Source organism: Halobacillus karajensis, from assembly GCF_900108515.1.
GTDB classification, from domain to species: Bacteria; Bacillota; Bacilli; order Bacillales; family Halobacillaceae; genus Halobacillus; species Halobacillus karajensis.
On the sequence record NZ_FNWW01000006.1, the window covers coordinates 199,743 to 221,799 of the forward strand.

25 protein-coding genes and 2 tRNA genes are annotated in these 22,057 nt (G+C 41.0%); 17 read left to right on the forward strand and 10 right to left on the reverse strand.

From position 1 onward, the window contains the following. Complete coding sequence (locus BLW54_RS13950) at positions 1-588, reverse strand: CYTH domain-containing protein (RefSeq protein ID WP_316245391.1); 588 nt, start codon at positions 586-588, stop codon at positions 1-3. Positions 589-728: 140 nt separating this feature from the next. Between BLW54_RS13950 and yjbM the strand changes: the two genes are divergently transcribed. From yjbM to BLW54_RS13965, 3 genes are read left to right on the forward strand one after another with little or no spacing between them, the layout of a single operon-like run. Further along, positions 729-1,367 (forward strand): GTP diphosphokinase, encoded by a 639-nt coding sequence (yjbM, locus tag BLW54_RS13955; protein WP_035510204.1) that lies wholly within the window; start codon positions 729-731, stop codon positions 1,365-1,367. A gap of 14 nt (positions 1,368-1,381) precedes the next feature. Beyond that, the gene (locus BLW54_RS13960) at positions 1,382-2,188 is read left to right on the forward strand and encodes an NAD kinase (protein ID WP_035510205.1); all 807 of its coding nucleotides are present in this window, start codon (positions 1,382-1,384) and stop codon (positions 2,186-2,188) included. Further along, entirely contained in the window at positions 2,154-3,059 is a 906-nt protein-coding gene (locus tag BLW54_RS13965; RefSeq protein ID WP_231622415.1) for an RluA family pseudouridine synthase, read from the forward strand. Before BLW54_RS13960 ends, BLW54_RS13965 begins: the two co-directional genes overlap by 35 nt. A gap of 324 nt (positions 3,060-3,383) precedes the next feature. Here BLW54_RS13965 and prpE read toward each other — a convergent pair whose 3' ends face one another. Continuing rightward, on the reverse strand, positions 3,384-4,115 hold the full coding sequence (prpE, locus tag BLW54_RS13970) for a bis(5'-nucleosyl)-tetraphosphatase PrpE (RefSeq protein WP_035510207.1): 732 nt from the start codon (positions 4,113-4,115) through the stop codon (positions 3,384-3,386). 263 nt (positions 4,116-4,378) lie between these two features. On the opposite strand from prpE, the gene mgtE reads away from it, so the two are divergent. The 4 genes from mgtE (at position 4,379) to BLW54_RS13990 (ending at position 9,370) form a co-directional block, all read left to right on the forward strand. Then, entirely contained in the window at positions 4,379-5,743 is a 1,365-nt protein-coding gene (gene mgtE, locus BLW54_RS13975; RefSeq protein ID WP_035510208.1) for a magnesium transporter, read from the forward strand. A gap of 16 nt (positions 5,744-5,759) precedes the next feature. After that, a complete protein-coding gene (locus BLW54_RS13980) occupies positions 5,760-7,622 on the forward strand; it encodes a monovalent cation:proton antiporter family protein (protein ID WP_035510210.1) in 1,863 nt (620 codons plus the stop codon). 209 nt (positions 7,623-7,831) lie between these two features. After that, positions 7,832-8,611, forward strand: coding sequence for an enoyl-ACP reductase FabI (gene fabI / locus BLW54_RS13985; RefSeq protein WP_035510212.1), 780 nt, complete (start codon positions 7,832-7,834; stop codon positions 8,609-8,611). Positions 8,612-8,824: 213 nt separating this feature from the next. Next, the gene (locus tag BLW54_RS13990) at positions 8,825-9,370 is read left to right on the forward strand and encodes a CotO family spore coat protein (RefSeq protein WP_035510214.1); all 546 of its coding nucleotides are present in this window, start codon (positions 8,825-8,827) and stop codon (positions 9,368-9,370) included. 58 nt (positions 9,371-9,428) lie between these two features. Here BLW54_RS13990 and BLW54_RS13995 read toward each other — a convergent pair whose 3' ends face one another. Next, on the reverse strand, positions 9,429-9,938 hold the full coding sequence (locus BLW54_RS13995) for a CotY/CotZ family spore coat protein (protein WP_074735239.1): 510 nt from the start codon (positions 9,936-9,938) through the stop codon (positions 9,429-9,431). 190 nt (positions 9,939-10,128) lie between these two features. Here BLW54_RS13995 and BLW54_RS14000 point away from each other — a divergent pair, with 190 nt between their 5' ends. The 5 genes from BLW54_RS14000 (at position 10,129) to BLW54_RS14020 (ending at position 12,227) form a co-directional block, all read left to right on the forward strand. Continuing rightward, entirely contained in the window at positions 10,129-10,365 is a 237-nt protein-coding gene (locus BLW54_RS14000) for a hypothetical protein (protein ID WP_035510217.1), read from the forward strand. A gap of 65 nt (positions 10,366-10,430) precedes the next feature. Continuing rightward, complete coding sequence (locus tag BLW54_RS14005; protein WP_035510770.1) at positions 10,431-10,760, forward strand: DUF1360 domain-containing protein; 330 nt, start codon at positions 10,431-10,433, stop codon at positions 10,758-10,760. After that, complete coding sequence (locus tag BLW54_RS14010; protein WP_035510218.1) at positions 10,757-10,972, forward strand: hypothetical protein; 216 nt, start codon at positions 10,757-10,759, stop codon at positions 10,970-10,972. Before BLW54_RS14005 ends, BLW54_RS14010 begins: the two co-directional genes overlap by 4 nt. A gap of 36 nt (positions 10,973-11,008) precedes the next feature. Next, the gene (locus tag BLW54_RS14015) at positions 11,009-11,308 is read left to right on the forward strand and encodes a hypothetical protein (protein ID WP_035510220.1); all 300 of its coding nucleotides are present in this window, start codon (positions 11,009-11,011) and stop codon (positions 11,306-11,308) included. 22 nt (positions 11,309-11,330) lie between these two features. Then, positions 11,331-12,227, forward strand: coding sequence for an MBL fold metallo-hydrolase (locus tag BLW54_RS14020; RefSeq protein WP_035510222.1), 897 nt, complete (start codon positions 11,331-11,333; stop codon positions 12,225-12,227). Here the strand turns inward: BLW54_RS14020 and BLW54_RS14025 are convergent. The 4 genes from BLW54_RS14025 to BLW54_RS14040 all read right to left on the reverse strand — a co-directional run bounded on the left by BLW54_RS14025 (position 12,217) and on the right by BLW54_RS14040 (position 14,751). Beyond that, positions 12,217-12,894, reverse strand: a complete 678-nt coding sequence (locus tag BLW54_RS14025) for a DUF421 domain-containing protein (RefSeq protein WP_035510223.1) — start codon at positions 12,892-12,894, stop codon at positions 12,217-12,219. The two genes, BLW54_RS14020 and BLW54_RS14025, sit on opposite strands and share 11 nt — an antisense overlap. 154 nt (positions 12,895-13,048) lie before the next feature. After that, positions 13,049-13,471 (reverse strand): GNAT family N-acetyltransferase, encoded by a 423-nt coding sequence (locus BLW54_RS14030; RefSeq protein WP_035510225.1) that lies wholly within the window; start codon positions 13,469-13,471, stop codon positions 13,049-13,051. 6 nt (positions 13,472-13,477) lie between these two features. Next, positions 13,478-13,993, reverse strand: a complete 516-nt coding sequence (locus BLW54_RS14035) for a YjcG family protein (RefSeq protein ID WP_035510227.1) — start codon at positions 13,991-13,993, stop codon at positions 13,478-13,480. A 29-nt stretch (positions 13,994-14,022) separates the two neighbouring features. Continuing rightward, positions 14,023-14,751: an alpha/beta hydrolase gene (locus BLW54_RS14040; protein ID WP_035510228.1), complete on the reverse strand. Its 729-nt coding sequence runs from the start codon at positions 14,749-14,751 to the stop codon at positions 14,023-14,025. Between the two features lie 354 nt (positions 14,752-15,105). Between BLW54_RS14040 and BLW54_RS14045 the strand changes: the two genes are divergently transcribed. The 3 genes from BLW54_RS14045 to BLW54_RS14055 all read left to right on the forward strand — a co-directional run bounded on the left by BLW54_RS14045 (position 15,106) and on the right by BLW54_RS14055 (position 16,605). Continuing rightward, positions 15,106-15,178: transfer RNA gene (locus BLW54_RS14045), tRNA-Val, on the forward strand. A gap of 493 nt (positions 15,179-15,671) precedes the next feature. After that, positions 15,672-15,744 (forward strand) — tRNA-Val (locus BLW54_RS14050). A gap of 312 nt (positions 15,745-16,056) precedes the next feature. Next, positions 16,057-16,605 (forward strand): DUF1643 domain-containing protein, encoded by a 549-nt coding sequence (locus tag BLW54_RS14055; RefSeq protein WP_167358822.1) that lies wholly within the window; start codon positions 16,057-16,059, stop codon positions 16,603-16,605. Positions 16,606-16,798: 193 nt separating this feature from the next. Here the strand turns inward: BLW54_RS14055 and BLW54_RS14060 are convergent, their stop codons facing one another. The 3 genes from BLW54_RS14060 to BLW54_RS14070 form a co-directional block, all read right to left on the reverse strand. Continuing rightward, positions 16,799-17,446 carry a DUF3889 domain-containing protein gene (locus BLW54_RS14060; RefSeq protein WP_035510245.1) on the reverse strand — a complete coding sequence of 216 codons (648 nt, stop codon included), beginning with the start codon at positions 17,444-17,446 and terminating at the stop codon, positions 16,799-16,801. A 131-nt stretch (positions 17,447-17,577) separates the two neighbouring features. Further along, on the reverse strand, positions 17,578-18,066 hold the full coding sequence (locus BLW54_RS14065) for a hypothetical protein (RefSeq protein WP_035510247.1): 489 nt from the start codon (positions 18,064-18,066) through the stop codon (positions 17,578-17,580). Between the two features lie 105 nt (positions 18,067-18,171). Next, positions 18,172-19,035 (reverse strand): SDR family oxidoreductase, encoded by an 864-nt coding sequence (locus BLW54_RS14070; RefSeq protein ID WP_035510249.1) that lies wholly within the window; start codon positions 19,033-19,035, stop codon positions 18,172-18,174. Between the two features lie 224 nt (positions 19,036-19,259). Here BLW54_RS14070 and BLW54_RS14075 point away from each other — a divergent pair, with 224 nt between their 5' ends. Further along, the gene (locus BLW54_RS14075) at positions 19,260-20,732 is read left to right on the forward strand and encodes a CoA-acylating methylmalonate-semialdehyde dehydrogenase (RefSeq protein ID WP_051744222.1); all 1,473 of its coding nucleotides are present in this window, start codon (positions 19,260-19,262) and stop codon (positions 20,730-20,732) included. Positions 20,733-21,025: 293 nt separating this feature from the next. After that, a complete protein-coding gene (locus BLW54_RS14080; RefSeq protein ID WP_035510251.1) occupies positions 21,026-21,916 on the forward strand; it encodes a nitrilase-related carbon-nitrogen hydrolase in 891 nt (296 codons plus the stop codon). Positions 21,917-22,057 lie beyond the last annotated feature (141 nt).

Consider the following 22,057-nt stretch of genomic DNA (forward strand, 5'->3'; position numbering starts at 1 on the left):
CTATTCTGATTGCAGCTTAGCATTGTAGAAGCGTTTAATCTTATTATCTGTTTGTCGTTCAGGAATATTGCATGCATTTAAAATTTCACGGATGACTTTTTTTCCGTTTTCCTGAGAACTTGCTTCTACTTCAAGTTCATAGTCTTCTTTGTCGTAATACAAGCTATGGTCAAGGACGATAGTGGCTCCATTATATTCCACTTCTTTACGCCTCGTCGTCAATGAACCAAGGTAATGGAGGTGTTCGATTGTAATACCAAGGTCACGTAATTGTTTACTTACCTCGGGCGTTTCCATCATTTTATTTTGTATCCAAAGGTTCGCCCCATCTTCTGATAACGAATCATGTGTCTCCAGCAATCCTTCTTCGTGAGGCTGCTTTAAGGTTAAAGTCCATTGTCCGTTTTTTTGACGGATTCTTAAAGCTGCGCCCTGTTGCTTTAGAAGCATGTCTTCTGTTTCAAAATAATAATTGGTTTGTTCAATTAGTTCAACTGATTCGAATGGCAAGAACTGATAGACCTTCTGATATTCATTTTTTTTCAGCATGTTTTTAAACTCGATTTCAATTTCTTGTGCGATGATCAAAACCTCCTGATCGTAGTATATTGTCAGGCGCCGTGCTTATTCTGCAGGCTAACTTTATGATACAATGAATGGGAGATAAAACGCACATATTTACTATTACGATTTCCTCTGAAGAAAGGATACATAAAGGTGGGCGCTGGATGAATTGGGAGATATTTATAGCACCTTATGCACAAGTAGTGGAAGAACTGAAAATTAAATTAAAAGGGATGCGCCGGCAATTTGAATATGAAGAAGAACAATCGCCGATTGAATTTGTGACCGGAAGGGTAAAGCCAAAGTCAAGCATCATTGAAAAGGCAAGACGAAAAGCCATAAACCCTGAAAATATAGAAGAAGAATTACAGGATATTGCGGGAGTTCGTGTGGTTTGTCAATTTGTCGATGATATATATGCGGTAGTGAACATGCTTCGCAACCGCCATGATTTTGAAATAGTCGAAGAAAAGGATTATGTATCAAGGAAAAAGGACAGTGGATACAGATCTTTTCACGTCATTATCCGTTATCCTGTGGAAACGATTCATGGCGAAAAGAAAGTGCTTGCCGAAATCCAAATTCGAACCTTGGCGATGAATTTTTGGGCTACGAATGAGCATTCTTTAAATTATAAGTATTCGGGAAAGATACCTACAGAGATCAAATCCCGCCTGAAGCGAGCAGGAGAAGCTGCGTTTCAGCTTGATGAAGAGATGTCAAAGATCAAAAGTGAGATCCAAGAAGCCCAACGCGCATTCTTAAGAAAAGAAGAATTAAAGAAAAATCCGAGGAAAACGTGAGGAGTGGTGGACCAATGAAGTTCTCGATTTTATCCAAAGGCGATCAGAAATCCAATGAAATTCGCTCTAAAATCAAAAACTATCTGACTGAGTTTAAATTGGAATATGATGAAGACGAACCAGAACTGGCTATATCTGTTGGTGGAGATGGGACATTGTTAGAGGCCTTTCACACCTATGTTCATAGGTTAGATAAGACAGCTTTTATCGGTATACATACCGGTCATCTGGGATTCTATGCAGACTGGATGCCGGAAGAGTTAGAAAAATTGATCATTGAAATAGCCAAAACTCCGTTTCAGGTTGTTGAATACCCACTACTGGAAGTTACGATTAGACCAAAAGATGGAGGAGAAGAAGACCGATATCTTGCATTGAACGAATGCACGATTAAGACAGCTGAAGGTTCTGTCGTGATGGATATTGAAATTAAAGGCGATCATTTTGAAACTTTCCGGGGGGATGGATTATGTGTTTCCACTCCTTCAGGAAGTACAGCTTATAACAAAGCCCTTGGGGGAGCTATTTTACACCCTTCACTTGAAGCTTTTCAGATTGCAGAGATGGCTTCGATTAACAATCGGGTATTCCGGACAATTGGATCTCCGCTTATCCTACCTAGTCATCACACATGCATGTTCAAACCAAAGCATGACCGCAGTTTCCTGTTTACCATTGACCACATTACCCGTACGTATAAAGATGTGAAATCGATTCAGTGTCGAGTAGCTGAAGAAAAAGTCCGTTTTGCCAGGTTCCGTCCATTTCCGTTCTGGAAACGCGTCCATGACTCATTTGTTGCCGATGACTACTCCGAGTGAAGTTTCAAAAACCTGGCGGGTGCATGAAGAATACGGCGGTTTTTCAATCAGAGATTTCCTGATCAAAGTTGGTGAATTTTCACGGCAGCTATTAAAGAAAGTACGTATATCAGGATCTGTATATGTGAATGGAAAAATGGCGGAACTATGGCAGCCACTTGAAATCGAGGATGAAGTAAAGGTTGTTTTTCCAAAAGAAGAAAGAGGGGCTGTTATCCCCAGACAAGGTCCTCTGTCGATTCTTTTTGAAGATGAGGATGTCCTTGTGATTGATAAACCACCAGGGATTCCTGTAGTACCTCCTTTCAATAAACAAGAGCCTTCAATTGCGAGTTACTTGCTTGATGAATATAAACGGAGAGAGTATCCATGCACTGTACATGTCGTGACCCGACTGGATCGCGAGACTTCAGGTCTTATGCTTGTGTCTAAACATGCCTATAGTCATATGCTTCTTACTAAGAAGCTGGATGAAGTGTCGAGAGAGTATGTAGCTCTCGTGCAGGGGTGTTTTCATGAAAAGGAAGGTTTAATTGATGAACCGATAGCCCGTGCGGAAGATTCAATCATAAAAAGAACGGTGGCTGAGAATGGTAAACCTTCTCAGACTAAGTTTTACCTTGAAAAGCAGGGGCAGGACTTTTCTAGAGTACGTTTTAAGCTTTTAACAGGGAGGACTCACCAAATACGTGTTCACATGGCGTTTAAAGGATATCCGTTGGCTGGTGATACCCTGTATGGGGCGAGAGCCTTGGAAGGAAAGCAAGGTCAAGCTCTTCACTGTGATCGTCTTTGTTTCCTTCATCCATGGACGAAGGAAAAGATGAGATTTGTATCAGAGCCTCCCAAAGACTGGGATACATACGCTTGAGGCATTCCATGCCTCAAGTTTTTTAATAACTTTATAGTGGGGAGCCTCTAGTTGCAGTGGTTACTCACCGAGGTTTGTTTTAAGCTATCCTGAATAAACATGGCACCTGTTCTTCAGTCCTTGTCTCATAAATCATTTAATGACTAGCTCCCCCTTAATTAATGGGGGGCATAGGACAGGAATTTTACTCTATTACAAAAGCGTCCTGAGTAGAGGATGATTTTAATGTGGCTTCTTATGTCCATGACTTTGGAATCTGAAGGGATAAGGAGGCGGGATCCAGGTGGACCTGGCTTCTCCCCCTTGTCTATTCTTCAAGACTGGTTAATAACTGAATTTCTCTTCTATCCTTGGCATAGAAGAAGGGACACTGAAAATCTTCTCTTCAGGTAAGCGGAAGGCGGTCAATTTCCCACCGAAAACACACCCCGTATCAATATTTACTGTTTTATTGACAAAGCGTGGTTCACGGACAGGAGTATGACCATACACAATCCAGCGGTCACCCTTATAGTGTTGGGCCCAATCACGCCTAACGGGCCTGCCATCAGGAAGCTTTTCGCCGGTAATATCCCCATAAAGGACGAAAGTTTCAATACTTTTATTTCTATGACCAATATCTTTTTCACGGATTCCAGCATGAGCGACTACAGCGTTGACATCCTTCAAAATTAAGTGAAAGGGTGCTTCTTCATATAAATGTTTAAATTGTTTTTTTACTATTTTTTGATCTTCCTTTTCTAAGGATCGGAATTCTTCAGCTGTTGTCTCTAGTCCGTGTTTTTCCTGGACAGGGTTTCCGAGAAAAAAGCGGTATAGTTTATTGCAATGATTTCCTGGGACATAATGGGCTCCTTTTTTTGTAACTAATCGATAAACGAAGGTAATACATTCAATTGAAGAAGGGCCCCGGTCTGTAATGTCACCAACGAAAACAGGTGTGTACCCTTGGGGGTGATGGGGGAGGCCGTCGGTCCACTCGTAGCCGAGTTCATTAAATAATTGCTTCAACTCATCGAAGCATCCGTGCACGTCGCCAATAATATCATAACTCATGATGAATTCTCCTTTACTTTTATCCTATAAAGCTCCTATATGAATAGACTCAGGGTGTGCCCTATATATGGAAGATATTTTTCCCAAGCCTTCGAAATACTAAACATAAATACTCTATTCCCTTTCCGTTCAACCTTCTGTTAAACTACATTTATGTGCTCTGTGCGTGATGTTGAATATTAAGTGACATTCGTTGACAAACAGGTTCATCGCCATTAAGATTAAACGGTCAAAAACGAAATAGACGCTGGGGAGGGTTGCTTATGGAACATTTAGATGACCAGGAGCGCCAAGAAGTATGGGCCAACATTAAAGATGCTTTGTTTAATGATCATATCGATCAGTTCCGTGCAGAATTTCTGGAGTTACATCCATATGACCAGGCAAGAATATTTGAAGATTTAGAAAAGGATGTACGGCTGCAAATTTATACTTACCTCTCACCTGAAGAGGTAGCGGATGTGATGGAGCATATCGATTATGATGAAATTGAACCATTCTTTACTGAAATGGCACCACCTTTTGCAGCGCAAGTCTTTGCAGAAATGTCTACCGATGATGCTGTTGATATTTTCAATGAATTAGACAAAGATAAGGTAGCGAGTTTCTTGACGATCATGGATGATGATGCAGCTGACGAAATTAAAGACCTGCTTCATTATGAAGAAAAAACAGCTGGTTCGATTATGACGACAGAATTTGTTGTTGTAAAAGCTGGGATGACGATCAGAGAAGCTATGGTTCATCTGAGAACGGAAGCCCCCGATGCGGAGACGATCTATTACACATATGTAATTGATGAAGATAAACGATTGGTTGGTGTTATTTCGTTAAGGGATTTAATTATTTCAGAAGAAGAATGGTTGATATCGGATGTTATGAACGAGCGAGTGGTATCGGTCTCAGTCGGTGAGGATCAGGAAGAGATAGCACGTATGGTCCGTGACTATGACTTTCTTGCTTTACCTGTTGTGGACTTTCAGGATCATTTGCTTGGTATTATTACCGTCGATGATATCATGGACGTCATGGAAGAAGAAGCAAGTGACGATTACTCCAAACTTGCTGCCATTTCAGATGTCGATAGCCCTGATGATCATGCATTTGCCTCAGCCAAAAAGCGGCTGCCATGGCTTGTTATCCTCCTGTTCTTAGGTAGTTTGACAGCGAGTTTGATCGGCCGGTTTGAAGAAACTTTAGATCAAGTAGCCATCTTGGCTATATTCATCCCATTAATAGCGGGAATGGCAGGAAACACCGGTACTCAGGCTCTGGCGGTTGCTGTTCGAGGAATCACAACAGGGGAAATTGAGAAACAAGGGAAATGGAAAATGATGCTGAGAGAAGCTGGAACCGGTTTGATCACTGGTTTTTCTTGTGGTTTATTGATGACCCTTATTGTATATATATGGCAAGAAAACTTCTTCTTAGGATTATTAGTTGGATTGTCTATCTTTTTAACATTGGTTGTTGCCACACTGGCAGGTTCTCTTGTTCCCCTTCTTATGCATCGGTTGAAAATCGACCCCGCCGTCGCATCCGGTCCGTTTATTACGACCATAAATGATTTGATATCGATCATGATTTACTTCGGTTTGGCGACAGCATTTATGAATTTATTAATTTGATGGAAGGAGGGCGAGTATGGAACACGGTGCTTCAGTAAGTTCATTGGTTATCGTTATTATCGCCGCATTCATTACTCCCATCCTACTACACCGTTTTAAGTTGAATATTATTCCGGTCGTAGTGGCAGAAATCATTGTTGGCTTAATTATTGGTCAAAGTGGCTTCGATATTGTTGAACATGGAAGTTGGTTAGAGATCCTCTCTACTTTAGGTTTTATATTCCTGATGTTCCTAAGTGGCCTGGAGATTGACTTTTCCATTTTCGCCAGCAGGAAGAAGAAAGCAAAGCCTGAAAACAAGGGCACAGGGGCCCCGAACCCTGTATGGGTAGCGACGATTGTCTTCATCGGCATATTCATTATTTCCTTCGCGTTATCGTATATGTTTGTGTGGGCAGGTTTCATTGATAATGCCTTCTTAATGACATTGATTATCTCAACCATCTCACTAGGTGTAGTTGTTCCTACATTAAAGGACGCGCAAATGATGAAGACGACGATCGGTCAGACGATTCTCTTGATAGCCGTCATTGCAGACTTAGTGACAATGATTCTTCTTGCCATTTTCGTATCTATTTATGGCGAAAGTGGTGGAAATACATGGTTGTTGCTTATTCTTTTTGCAGCAGGTGTGCTTTTCTACTACATCGGCAAAAAATTCAGAGACCAATCATTTGTGGAAACAATGGCAAAAGGGACGATTCAAATCGATACCCGTGCTGTTTTTACACTGATCCTTTTACTCGTAGCTTTGTCCGAAACCGTAGGGGCAGAAAACATCTTAGGCGCTTTTTTAGCAGGGACTCTCGTTTCACTGCTTTCTCCAAACCCTGAAATGGTTAAACGTCTGGACAGTTTTGGGTACGGATTCTTAATTCCGATCTTCTTTGTTATGGTTGGTGTGGATATTGACATTTGGAGTTTATTTACAGACTCTCGTGTTCTATTATTGATCCCTCTTTTATTCTTGGCATTGCTTGTATCTAAGATTGTGCCAGCTTTAATATTGAGTAAGTGGTATGATATGAAAACCGTCCTCGGATCCGGTTTTATACTAACGTCTACGCTATCTCTTGTAATTGCAGCGGCTGCTATCGGAAAGCGGGAAGGGATGATTGATGACCAGATGGAAGGGGCGCTTATATTAGTGGCTGTCCTTACATGTCTAGTCGCCCCGATTGTTTTCAAGAAGGTTTATGGCCGTTTCGAAGATGAAGATCACAAGACCGTCGTTTCTTTTATCGGTTCAAACCGTATGACCCTTCCTGTAGTCAGGGAACTTGACATTCAAGCGTATGAGACTCACCTGTACCACACAAAAGTAGATAAAATCGATGAACGCATCAGCCGGAATTGTTTTGATATTAAAGAACTGGATGGTTATGATGTAGAAAAAATGAAGGACCTTGGTGTATTTGAAGTTGACTTGATTGTCGCTTCCACAGGAGATGAGGAACGTAATGCGGAGATTGCCCGTTTTGCTAGAGAGCAAGGGGTTGAGCGGGTTATTGTCCGTGTTGAATCACCAGAATTATCTCAAGAAATGAAAGACCTGAATATCAATGTCTTTTCTGTATTCTTGTCTTCAAAAGCTTTATTGAAAGCGATGATCGAAGCACCGAACGTTGTGGATATATTGACGAAGCAGGATAGTGCGCTTTATCAAATTAATATGAATAATTCGGTATACAACGGTATTCACCTTCGTGAATTTCCGTTTACTGGCGATGTCATCATGGTCCGTATTTTCCGAGGGAAAGATTCGATTGTCCCTCATGGGGATACTGAATTACAAATGGGTGACCGCCTTATTGTTACAGGTTCTCACGAATATGTGGAAGAACTGAAAATGGAACTGGAATATTGTGAATGGTGTTAGTATATGGCCTCCTTTTCTACGAAAAGGAGGCTTGTTTTTTGCGTGGAAACGATCTATGAAAGCCTTTAACTCTTTTATGGAACGAAATTTATTCTTAAAAGGGGGGATAAGGAAGGATTTGTTTTTAAACCCTGTATGGTTTAAAATAGGAGCAGGTACTAATAACAAATGCTAATTTAGATAATTTTACCTCAAGGAGGGTATTTAATATGAACTTTTCATTAGAAGGACGTACATATGTCGTTATGGGAGTGGCGAACAAACGAAGCATTGCCTGGGGAATTGCACGTTCCCTTCACGCTGCTGGTGCACGCTTAATTTTCACAGTCGCATCCGAACGGTTTAAAAAATCAGTCCAGGATCTTGCGAACACATTGGAGGGTGGCGAAGAATCATTAGTTTATGAGTGTGATGTCACAGATGATGAAGCTATTATCCAAACGTTTGAACAAATCAGCAATGATGTGGGAACCATCCATGGTCTTGCCCACTGCATAGCTTTCGCAAATCGTGAAGAGCTGAAGGATGAGTTCTTAAACACTAGTCGTGACGGATTCTTGACCGCTCATAATATTAGTTCTTACTCGTTGACAGCCGTAGCTCGGGCTGCTCAGCCACTGATGACGGATGGAGGGAGTATCGTTACACTCACATATCTTGGTGGAGAACAAGTGGTGAAAAACTATAATGTGATGGGTGTAGCAAAAGCTAGCCTTGATGCTAGTGTTAAATACCTAGCCAATGACCTGGGTAAACACAATATTCGTGTAAATGCAATTTCAGCTGGCCCTATTCGTACACTTTCAGCAAAGGGTGTAGGTGATTTTAACCAGATATTAAAAGTAATTGAAGAGCGCGCTCCATTGGGTCGACCAGTTACACAGGAAGAAGTCGGTGATACAGGTTATTACTTGATGAGTGATCTTTCGCGTGGAGTTACAGGAGAGGTTATCCACGTGGATTCAGGCTTTAGTATCGTTGCTTATTAAAGGAATAAAAATTCCCCTTTCTCTTTAGAGAAAGGGGAATTTTTTTGTTTAGCATCTCTAATCTTTTCTATAGTAATGAAAGGAAGAGGGGGTGCATAGAATGGGGGAATAAGAAGTTTTGTGGTGTTTTGTCTAATAAGCAGGAGAGTGAACATGAAGGCAGTTCTGGGCATATATATAGAATGACGACCGAAAGGAAAAGGAGAGATCTTGATGGCAGAAGAAAGAAGACTTGCTAGGCCGCCGATGCTTTATATCGTACAGCCTAAAGGGTTAAAGCCCGCGGAAGTACCGATGCAAACGAGTTTTCGCAGCCAGCGTCCATCTAAGTCAGAAGATAAAATAGAACAGCCTCCGAAAGACACTCCTACAAATGAACGTGAAATAAGAATGCGAAGGATCCAATCCCCGCACCGTCAAGAACTAGCGAAGTTAAAGACACAGGATTCTGCGGAGATCGTTGAAGAGAATCATTCTGACGTGTTATCGGAAAAGGAAGACACCACAAATTCAGAGGCTCCAAGGGAACGTAGAAGGCGTTTTCATGATATGTCACTGGAAGAGAAGGTTAACTACTTTTTTCATTTATCGCCACATGTTCCTAAAATGAAATGTGAAGTTACGGCAGATGAGGAAAAATACAGAGGGTACATTACTGATTACAAAGATGGGATCGTCCATATGAAAGTTTTCCAACGGCCGTTTCATAGAGAAATTGCTTTTGAATCGATTCGTGATATCCGCTTACTTGGCTTTTAACCTAAAGAAACCGCGCCCTTTTGGTAGTGGCGCGGTTTTTCTTCTGATTCATCTGTTTTTATAGAGTTTGTGCTGCTGGAAGGCATGTTACGTGACAGAAGCAGTTCAAATCAACAGTGATGCAGATGCCTGATGCTCGAAGGTCATCACAATCCTGGTCGGCTGGATCTGTTGGATTGTTTCTGTGGTGGTGTCCTGAACCACGGCCACGGCCGCCTTCTTCGTCATCGCCACGACCTCTGCGGTCATCAGAGAAAAGAAGTTCTAGGATTGCGCATCCGTCGTCGTCTACAGATTTAACACGGAAGAAGAAGCTTCCTCTCACTTCACAGTTGTCGCCACCGCGTCTTGAGCCGAATCCTTTGAAAGGTTTGCAGTCTTTACAATAAAGGATGACAGGAACTGTGTCGAAGTTGGACCCTCCATTTCCAGTATCACCAAGAAGGTCCGCAATGGATTGCTCACAGCTGGTCGTGCAATCATGCATGACGTCGTTCTGTGCGTCTACGATATCTTTAAGAATGTCAATTACACAAGAGCCTGAATCAAAATTTTTACCACAGCTCATTAAAATTTTCCCCTTTCCATACGCATTGACGTATTGTCTTTACTAGAATATGAAATGTGTCTAGGTCGGTGTGGGCATTTGTCTCTTTTATTGGAATCCTCACTTTTTTTGCTCTACATAGGCAGGAGACTATACCCATTTGGGGCAAATACCATAGATTAGAAGTGAAATCGAATAAGGAGTGAATGGAATGTCTGATAAAAAGAAGGTCATACATGTAAAAGACCTTGTAATTAAAGCGGATAATGTTGTTATCGAACCACAAGGCCACGACCGTCATGATCGCCGCGATCGTGATGATCGGTTTGATCCATTCTTCGGTGGACCAAGACGTCGTCAAGAAGAAGAAGGAAGAGATGAAAGTAGTTCAAGCCATCGTCATGATGATGAATCCTCTGAGCGCCGTGGAGGATTCCGCTGGTTTTAAAAGTATAAAGTTAAAGCCACTACTAGGAGGACGTAGTGGCTTTTTCTTCATGGGAGTGGATAAAAATGACCATAAGTTTAATGGAGTTTTTTCTACTGGGGCTTGCCGCTTTTCGTTTGACCCGGTTGGTTGTCAGGGATTACATCATGGAATGGTTTCGTCGCCCTTTTATTGATGTGAAAGTGGTGGTTAATGAACAGGGAGTGGAAGAAGAATGGATTGAGCCGAAAGGGTTTATTGGAGAAGGGTTAAGTTGTCAATGGTGTGTAGGGGTATGGTCTGCTTTATTTATGCTTTTCTTCTATATAATCGTGCCTTATGGAGAATGGATCGTTTTTTTACTTGCTCTGTCAGGTTTACAATCCATCATTTATACATTGGTCGATCGTCAATGACTAATAAAAAGGAAAAAACAATATTCGAGGTGTTGAAGGAAATTGATGAAGAAACGTCGAAGATGAATGGAATCATCAAACAGCCGGAAAAGAAATTCAATCAATGGGAGAAGGATTTTCAAGCATGGGATCGACGGTTTACTACCCGCATGACGGAGATGGAGAAATTCTTAACAAAACAGATGGGAAAAATAGAACGTTTTTTTGAATAGAAAAGAAGGGGATAGAAGAGTAAAGGAGGCTTCAACATGGGATACATTCTGCCTGTCAATCACTATCAGTACCAGGATTATCAAACCAGAACAGCCCAACACGAACGTTCACCCTTTGTCTTAGAAAAAGTATATAAAGTAAAGCTTAATCAAAGGAAACACCAGCAGACAAGAGAAAATGGTTGTCAAAATGATCAAAAACAGCTATCCTCCATTCAGTTTCCCAACCAAATGCATGTGGTGAAAAAAGGGAGAACCGACATGGATCAAACCAATCACTGTATTATCCTTTTTGAAATAACAGGAAAAGGCCGTTACTTTAGCGAAAGTGTATAAAAAAGCTAAAGGAGTCGTGGATATGTCTTTTCACCAATTGAATGAATCCTGTTATTATTACCATAGCTCAGTCAATATCGGATACGTAAACAAAGGAACGACGGGGTTACTGATTGATTCCGGGATCGATTCTTCATCTGTAAAAAAGGTGCTCAAAGAGCTCAAGAAAAGGGAGCTTCCATTGACGCACCTTTTTATTACTCATGCTCATGCCGATCATTATGGAGGTGCATCCTTCCTTCAGGAACACTTCGATGTCTATACCGTCGCTCCCGTTTTTGAAGAAGCCATTCTGCGTAATCCCACGCTTGAACCTTTGTACTTGTTTGGTGGAAACGATCCGCTTCCAGAATTACATAATAAATTTTTAGAAGGCCCACGTGTTCGAATTGACAAGGTGGTAGATGAAGGAGAAATCAGCTTTGAATCCATTCTGGCAACGGCGATTCATTTGCCGGGACACAGTTACCATCAACTAGCATTAAAAATAGATGGAATCCTTTATGCGGCAGACAGCTACTTTAGTGAGGAAACATTAAAGAAACATAGGATTCCTTTTTTGACCGATGTAAGCATGACCTTAGATAGTTTAGATCAGCTTTTAACTTTAACTTATCGGGGATCCGTCCCGGGACATGGAATCTTTGAAGAAAATCCGAAAGTCACCATCCAAAAAAATATTGATTATCATGAACAGCTGTCTGCTTGGTTACACCAGTATTTAGTAGAAGCAGGTACAGTCTCTCAGGAGACTGTTATCGCAGCGATGTGCAAGCATTATGGCATTCAGTCCCCTCCTTTATCCCAATGGCTTTTATTCAGAACGGCTGTCACTGCTTATCTTCTTGGATTGAAAAAAGCGGGCCTGTTGGAGGACCGCATCATTCATTATAAATGGTGTTTTTCTATTATAGACTAATGACATATAAATCTTTGTCACCTTCTGTATATTCGGCATACATGACATCAGAGGGGTCCTGAATGTCTTGGGAATTGAGTTGGTCATCCAGCCATTTTTCATCAAAACCTGCTTCACGCAAGTTATCCCAAATCACTTCCCCATCGCTGATAATCGCACGGGGAAGCGGTACATTCTTGGGAGCGAGTTTCATATCATCCCTGGTTACATTTTGATATTGAGAGGCTTTTAACACAGAGATGGTACCATCCGTCTCAAGTACCGCATATTGGACTTCTTTGATTGAAAATACATCTTTGGCACGTAATAAGTGCTGTAACTGGTTGACGTCCAGTTTGTTCTTTTTTAGTTGGTCTCTGTCAATTTTGCCTTTGTAAACAACCAGGGAGGGGCTCCCTTCCAGTAACTTTCTTGTTCCTTTGAATTTCTGTGTAATCATTTCTGTTGTATAGATGAGAATACTCCATAAGAGAATGGCATACCCGATATCAAGAATTCCGACTTCTTTATCGTATAAAGCATTGCCTACTAGTTCCCCGAGAACAAGCGCGGCAATGAAATCGAACGCTGTAATTTGAGTGATTTGTGATTTTCCAAGCACTTTGGTCATAACAAAAAGCGCTAAAAATCCAAAAAGAGTCTCAGAGGTGATTTGTAAGTAATCCATATAGATTTTCACGATCCTTCACTGTGGCCTATATGACTTATCTTAGACAAATGAACCTGAATATAAACAAAAAACTCCGGAGATTCCGGAGTTTTTTGTTTTGCTTAGAATGGGATGTAGAGTCCTCACATTTCGGTAAGCAAGTCGTTCTTTATTATAATTCTTTTACCATCGTAACATGTGGGATGCCGGCATCCATAAATTGGCCGGAAATGGTTTGATATCCAAGCGATTCATAGAAAGCTTCTGCATGAGTTTGGGCGTTCAGTTTAGCTTTCTCAAAACCATAGTCCCGGATGACTTCCTCCATAGCGGCAATGATTTGTTTGCCGAAAGAATGACCGCGGTATTCCGTTTTGACACAAATTCTTTCCAGTTTTCCAAATCCATGAACAAAACGAAGACGGGAAGCGGCCACAGGTTTTTCCCCTTCGTAACCAACAAAATGAATCGCTGAATCATCAAATTCGTCGATTTCCAGTTCTAAAGGTACTCGTTGTTCTTCTACAAAAACAACCTGCCTCACATGAAAGGCGTCCTCTTTTTGCTGTGTTTGTTTAACTCTAACGATGTTCAAGGAGAATCACCCTTTACCTAAACGGAATGTTTCATAAACGCTCCATGCTCCATTTTCAAGTTGATAAAGCAATTGAAAGCGGTCCACTTTATCATTTAAATCGAACTTTAACATGCGTAAGCTCCCATATACATCTGAAAACTCTTCATCAGAAAGTTTTTGGGCAATCGTAATGTGAGGAACGAATGAAAAATCTTTCTCATCAGGGAGCTCCCCGGCATGTAATTTATCATTTAGTTCGAAGATTTCTTCTGACGGTTCAATTTTTAAGTATATGGTGTTCGTGACAGGAGAGAAAGAACTCACTTTGTAGACCCCGTAAGAAAAAGGTTGGGTATTTTTAGCGATTTCGCTTAATTCTGGGATGATTTTATTTTCAATTTCTTCTTCATCTGCCTCAAACGCTTCTTTCATTGTGATATGCGGGGGAATCAACGCATAGTGGGGATCGTAACGTTTGCGGTATGAATTCGCCACATCCTGTACTTTTTTTGATGGAAAAACTGCTATTCCGTATTTCATTGGCCTAACCTCCTGGTTCTTATAATACGTTATTCCTTACCAAACATTTTCAATAAAGCATTCTCAAAATCCTTCTGCCAAGTACCCCATGTATGATCGCCGTCTAACTCGTGGTATGTGTAAGCTATAGACTGAAGACTTAAAAATCCGCACAGCTCCCGGTTGGGTGCAAGAAAATTTCTTCTGTTGCCAGCGGTTGTTTTGACATCGGTTTCTTTATTTCCAATAGTATGATAAATCGTTAATGAAGAAAAGTCTTTTGTAGACTCAACAACCTCTTTCACATGTTCATCCACATAAGGACTTTGCATGATGACATTGCCGAATATGTTTGGGAATTTAACGGCTGTCATCAAGGCGAGCGTCCCTGCAAGAGAATCCCCAACCAGTGTCCGTCCATGTCCCATATAATAACCGGGGAATTCAGCATCTAGAAACGGCACAACTTCCCGAATGAGGAAATTCACGTAATCGGATTGTTTATTTCCGTTGGGATGGTATTTATCTTGACGGTCGTACTTATCCTTATAATGAATACCTATAAAAATGGTATTCTCAATTTGATTTTCTTTATGAAGCTTATCACTTAAGGTAGCTGCCCGCCCCAGGGAGTAATAATCATTTCCATCCTGCATAATACAGAAATGGTACTTGTATAATGGTGAGAAATTTTCCGGGGTATATACCCTTAAAGTCATCGTTTCATTTAAATAGTTACTGTTTATTGTGTGTTCTGTCATTGATCCATCTCTACCCAAATTCCGAGTACCTCCTCACAGCATGGAAAGTTCATATAGAAAATTCCACATCCCTTCCCATTTAAACGTTCTATTTCTATTTTATCATATAATTGTCGAAAAAGTGGAACAGATGAAAGGTGAAAGTAATGATCGGCTTTCTTCCCCTTGAGTCAACTACCTTGAGAGGGAATATTACGATAAGAGTGCTTTATCCTGTATGGGGGAAAACCTTCAGGGAGGACCATACAAATCTTGATAATCATTGCTCTCCGGGGAAAACAACTCACCAATTTTTCTCTAGAAATTATTTTCATTGACATTATGGATCCTTCATAGTATATTATTTCTTGTCAGTACGATTTACTTTCATAGGATTCCGTAGCTCAGCTGGGAGAGCGCCACCTTGACAGGGTGGAGGTCGTTGGTTCGAGCCCAATCGGAATCACTAAAAAAAAGCGGGTATCCTTATTGGATGCCTGCTTTTTCATTATCTAAGAATGATCAGTGAGATTGCACGGCCTGAATTGTCTTTTTTTAAAACATGTATCAAGTCGATTCCTACTCCTGTATTCTTTTTTTGGAATGTCTGTTTAATGAGGTTTGATGGACTCATTCTTAATTTTGATTTAATAGATTCAATAATTAGGGAATAAAGGGCTGGCCAAGCCGAGTTCCAGGTTAAAAATAGAGGTGACTATAACTTCGTATAATGTTTGAGCAACAGAATGATTGGTAAGAAGGGAGGGAATGTTGCCATGGTATTCGGAAACCATCCAATATCAATATTTTAGTTAACACCACGCTAGAACATAAGGGAAAGCTTATAAGAATTCATCTTTACAAGATTATAAAAATCTCTTAATATTTTATTGACACAAATTTTTTTCCATAGTATATTATTATTTGTCAGCAAAAACAGTCGACAAAATTCTACATAGGATTCCGTAGCTCAGCTGGGAGAGCGCCACCTTGACAGGGTGGAGGTCGTTGGTTCGAGCCCAATCGGAATCATCCATACAAAGTGCCGGAATGGCGCGGTTTCCTATCCAGGGGGAGGCCGCGTCATTTCTTTTTTTATGGTGATAATTAAGAGAATGGTTAGTTTTAGTCATAGATATTCTTTTTAAACGTCTAACTTGATATTGGATTGAGCAGATGACCAAGGCTCTATTCTGTGAAAACCTGTATTGATTTGCTGATGTAGATATATTTCTTTAGTAGTGTGAATAGTTTATAGAATAAAAAGCAGGGAAAGGTTTCTCTTTAATGGTTGTTTTTTGCCCATCATTTGATGAAAGACAAAATTCCATAGAGGTGATCTTATTGAAGAAAGTAAGGTTTGTGGAACGGTGTGAGATAAGTAGTAATGCTTTATACAGGTATGTCCTGCAAGTTAGAATAGCACCAGAGGATTTACCTGAAAGGAAACTTGTTGTTATTCAAAAAAACCCTTCCATAGCTGATGAGAACGAAACGGATGCGACGGCAAGAAGAGTGGAAAACTGGGCGAGATTGAAAGGGTTTACAACAGTTGTCTATTTGAATTTATTTGCTTATCGATCTACAGATCCTAAGAAATTGAATGCCTATCCTTACAATAAGATTGTTGGTGAGCGGAATAATGAAACATTGAAAAATGAAATCAATCGAGAAGATACGGTTATTATTGGGTGGGGAAATGCCAGCGACATTAATAAAACAATGTATATGAAGAGGGCTCGAGAGGTTCATCAACTTGTACTTAAAGCACATGGACGGGTATGTATAGTAGGTGAAATGACGAAAGAAGGTTACCCAAGACATGGTCTGCTTTGGCGTAATCAGTATGATGTAAAACAAGTCCGTGATAACAAACAATTTTCTTATTTATAGTCTAGACGAAAACTTCCTTTAGTCTTTTTGGATACAAAGGAAAGACACCTCAGGGGGCGTTGGTTCAATCCTAATCGGATCATCCATAACAAGTGAGGAATGGCGCGGTTTCTTATCCAGGAGGCTGTGCCATTCTGTTCCTATTTGCTCGTACTATGTAAAAAAGGAGGAACAGATACATTCTCTGTCCCTTCTACACTTCTTGAAAGTTAATAGAAGTGATGCGGTCTGTGTTCGGATTATAAACGACTGTGCCTTGAATCCTGATCGTTTCCTGAGGGGATTGCATGCGAAACTCATAAATTTCTTTCATTTGATTATTATTTTGAGGGGTTTTACTTATCGTACTGTAATCCGTCGCTTGATAATTTGGATAGGCTGATTGCACAATTTCTAAGAGGTATTTTCCCCATTTTTCTTCTTCCAGCTGTGGTGCAGCAACAATTTCTACATTAATGATTCCTACGTCCACATTTGCTCCCAACGTTTCAAAGGCTCTCCTATGGAGGCTGATCTTATTTTCAGGGTAGGTAGGAACTTGATCAACAACCGTTACTAGGATTTCTCTTCCATTGGATAAATTTTTAACTTTTATTGTTTGTCCGCACTGGTAAGGGGAATTACGTCCCACAGCCACGGTCATATATCTATTTGTTGACCATGGAATTCCACATTGCGTTATTGCTCCTCCATCCGTCCAACTGGCTTGCCCGCGTACCGGCTGGCGTGCGTAATATCGGTCGTATTCTACATAGGGATTATGTGGGGAATACGACTGGTTTTGGTAAGGATGAAACACATAGGGATAGCTAGGGGATGGGTGATAATAATGGGAGTACATTCATCTTCCTCCTGTCATTTCGTTACTACCACAATAGCCTATGTAGGACACTGGTGGGCTGTGCAAAGAAACAAAGAATCCGTAAAGCTAAACGGATTCTTTAATCAATTCATCAGATTTGTATAGAGAAATTAATCGATGAGTATAGACCAGTGGTCTTCTTCAGCAGGAGAAGGTTTTTCTTTGAAAACGCGGGTATAAATGGCTTTCAATTCTTGATAAAGGTCTTTGGAATGAATCGTATTTAAGTAGTGACTTGGATTGCTGTTAAACGAACGAAGTTTATGTAAATGAAGATCAATGGTGTAAGAATAAAAACTTTCCGTACTCCTCAAAAAAGGTTTTTCGGAAGGGGCCTCATTGGTGTCAGCAAGAGGTTTTTTACTATGAATCCTGACTTTCTTAGATGTTTGACCGTCCTCTTCCAGTTCTTTTTCGACACTGTAGAATATAGTAAAGGGAGCGGCAGAATCCTTGTCTATATACCTTGTACGGAAACTGAACTCTATAGCCCCATGGTCTCCAGAAACGATACAAAATGCGTGATAAGTACGTTTTGTTGCAACCCCTTGAGCCAGCTCTTCTTGATTACTAAAGCAGTGACAAAAACTTTTGACCATGACGACACACCAACCTTTTTATAGTTTGAGCCATTATATCATGTTTTAGTAACAAGAAAGACATGTAAAACAAGAAAGGAGAAGCCAGTAAAGCGGCTTCTCCTTTTATCCGTTAACGGGAACGCCTCCGTTGATGTGGATCATTTGACCTGTTACATAGCTTGAATCATTGCCTGCCAGATAAACATAGGCAGGTGCCAGCTCGCGTGGCTGTCCAGGGCGTCCCATCGGATTAGTGGATCCAAACTCAGCAACTTTCTTTTTATCAAAACTGGCAGGAATCAATGGAGTCCAAATGGGACCTGGAGCGACTCCATTGACACGTATGCCTTTTTTTACTAAAGATTTTGCCAGGGAGCGTGTGAAAGAAGTAATGGCCCCTTTAGTTGAAGAGTAGTCGATAAGTTGTTCATTTCCTTGATACGCAGTCACAGAGGATGTATTGATAATCGAACCACCCTTTGGTAAATGGGGGAGGACAGCCTTGGCCATATATACATAGGAAAAGAAGTTGACACGGAACGTTTTCTCGAGTTGCTGGTTCGTAATAGCTGTTAAGTCATCTTGCGGATATTGCATGGCTGCATTATTAACAAGAATGTCGATTCTGCCAAAGTCTTTCTTAATTTGCTCCACTGTTTTTTCACAATATTCTGCCCCGCCGATATCTCCATTATATAGTTTACATGTTTGACCTTCAGCTTCGACTAGTTGTTTAGTCATTTCAGCATCCTTTTGCTCATCAAGATAAAGGATGGCTATATCCGCCCCTTCTTTTGCAAAATAAAGGCTGACGGATCTGCCTATACCGCTGTCTCCTCCTGTAATAATAGCCGTTTTTCCTTTTAACTTTTCACTTCCTTTATAGTTTTCATCCAAATATTCAGGTAATGGGTTCATCTGGTGTTCAAAACCTGGTTGTCGATCCTGATGCTGCTTGGGCTGAATGTCTCTTTTTTGATTGCTCATTGTATACCTCCTATATGTAAAATACCGGGTGACCTGGTCATCCATTTTTAGGATGCCCAGGTCACCCAGTATTACCCAAATTAGGGTTTTCTTTTGAAGCAGGTCATTTTGTAAAAAAACGCAGTGGTTTATTTGACGTTTCGTCCATTGATGTTCAAATATTCTGAATTTATACTGTGTTTGAAGGGTGTAAAGGAACAGAATCTACTAATAGAGGTGAAAAGATGGAGACAACTTTCTCAAAAAAGAACCAGGTGGCTATTAAAAATTTCATTCATGGCGAGTGGGTTTCGTCAGAGAGCGGCCAAGTAGAAGACGTACCCAATCCTGCTACAGGAGAGATTATAGCTCAAGTTCCCATTTCATCAAAAGAGGATGTAGATAAAGCGGTCCAATCCGCTAGAGAGGCATTTAAGTCCTGGAAGAAGGTTCCGGTGCCAAAACGGGCACGGATTATGTTCAGGTATCATCAACTATTAGAAGAAAATAAGGAAGAATTAGCGAAAGCTTTAACTCAAGAGAATGGTAAAACCATGAAGGATGCATCAGGAGAAGTTCAACGCGGCATAGAATGTGTGGAATTTGCTTCCGGAGCACCAAGTCTGATGATGGGCGATGTACTTCCGGATATTGCAGAAGGGATCGACTCGGGCATGTATCGTTACCCAGTCGGGGTGGTCGGTGGAATTACACCATTTAACTTTCCAATGATGGTCCCTTTATGGATGTTTCCGTTAGCTCTCGTCTGTGGAAATACGTTTGTATTAAAACCATCTGAGCGAACGCCTATTCTTGCGAAGATGCTTGTAGAGCTTATCCATGAAGCCGGTCTGCCGAAAGGTGTTCTCAATGTTGTGAATGGAGCCCACGACGTTGTAAATGGATTGCTCGAACATGAAGAAGTGGATGCTATCTCCTTCGTAGGATCACAGCCTGTCGCTGAGTATGTGTATAAAACCGCTTCTAGTCATGGCAAACGTGTTCAAGCCCTAGCCGGTGCAAAGAACCACTCCATCGTTATGCCGGATTGTAACTTGGATAAATCTGTAGAGGGGATCATCAATGCAGCCTTCGGAAGCGCCGGTGAACGTTGTATGGCATGTTCTGTTGTTGTTGCAGTCGGTGATGTGGCAGATGAACTTGTTGGTAAGTTAAAAGAAGCGGCTGATCAATTGAATGTAGGCAATGGTCTTGATCAAGAAACGACCCTCGGGCCATTAATCCGTGATTCACATCGAGATCGAGCTGTCAGCTACATCGAAACAGGGGAACAAGAAAATGCAAAGCTTGTTCGTGATGGACGTGTAGAGCTCCGTGAAAATGAGTCTGGCTATTTCCTAGGAGCTACGATTTTTGATTATGTATCAGAGGACATGAAGATATGGAGAGATGAAATTTTCGCCCCTGTTCTTAGTATTGTTCGTGCAGAAACGCTTGATGATGCAATTGAAACAGCTAACAAATCTGAATTTGCTAATGGTGCTGTGATCTACACGACAAGTGGAAAAGCTGTCCAACAGTTTAGAGAGGACATGGATGCTGGTATGCTTGGTGTCAATGTCAATGTTCCGGCTCCGATGGCTTTCTTCCCGTTCTCCGGTAACAAGAAGTCTTTCTATGGGGATTTACATGCCAATGGAAAAGACGGACTTAACTTCTATACAAAGCGTAAAATGCTCACACAACGCTGGTACTAAAGTATTGGATGAGCGGAAGTCTAGATCCGATTTCCGCCATCTCCCACCCAATAGAATCCACCTTTCTTAAGAAGAATTCCTGCCTATTTAACGAATGACTAACATACCGAACCCGAACATTTTACATTATGTATAATGGAAAAATTCCCAGAATGATGTATTGTAAAGATAGTTATTTAAATATTCAGCAAATACAGAAAATTTCACGTGAATAGTATTGGGAGATCAAATTTGGGGTTTGAATTTAACAGATCCGTGATGGAAAAAGCAAAATTACATAAGGAGGAATGACTGTGTCTGATAAAGTGCAAATTGGTTTGATCCAAGCGACTCACGATGTAGATGGTCATGAACCTGTAGAGACTCACAAAGAACAGGCGATAAAAAAACATATCCAATTAGTAAGAGAAGCTGCAGAAAAAGGGGCCAAAATCATCTGCCTTCAAGAAATTTTCTATGGTCCATACTTTTGCTCTGAACAAAATCCGAAATGGTATGAATCAGCGGAAGAAATCCCGAATGGCCCAACAACTAGCCTGTTCCAAGAGCTTGCCAAAGAGCTCGGTGTGGTCATTGTTCTTCCAATCTATGAAAAAGAAGGGATCTCAACGTACTATAATACAGCAGCAGTTATTGATGCGGATGGCTCCTATCTAGGCAAATACCGCAAACATCATATTCCACAAGTAGGTGTAGGGGATAAAGGATACGGTTTTTGGGAGAAGTATTACTTTAAACCTGGCAACCTTGGCTATCCTGTCTTTGATACAGCTTTTGCTAAAGTAGGTGTCTATATTTGTTATGACCGCCATTTTCCTGAAGGGGCCAGACTACTAGGTTTGAATGGAGCTGAAGTTGTGTTTAACCCTTCTGCTACAGTTGCGGGATTATCTGAATATCTATGGAAACTTGAGCAGCCGGCACATGCGGTTGCAAATGGATACTACCTTGGAGCCATTAATCGTGTAGGTTACGAAAGCCCTTGGAACATGGGTGAATTTTACGGACAATCCTATCTTGTCGACCCGCGTGGTAACTTTGTGAAAACAGCTAGCCGTGATAAAGATGAAGTGATTGTTGCAGAAATGGACAAAAAGTTTATCCGTGAGGTTCGAGACACTTGGCAGTTCTACCGTGACCGTCGTCCGGAAACCTATGAAAATATGGTTGAACTGCTTCCCTGATTAAGGCCATCCGTCACAACACAGGAGTTCTACGTAGAGCAAAGGAAAATCAAACATTTTTCTCTATGTAGAACTTTTTTCAATAGGGGCGCTTCAGTTATAGGCTTTTTGAAGCAGTTCCTGCCTTTAAAAAAAGGAGGT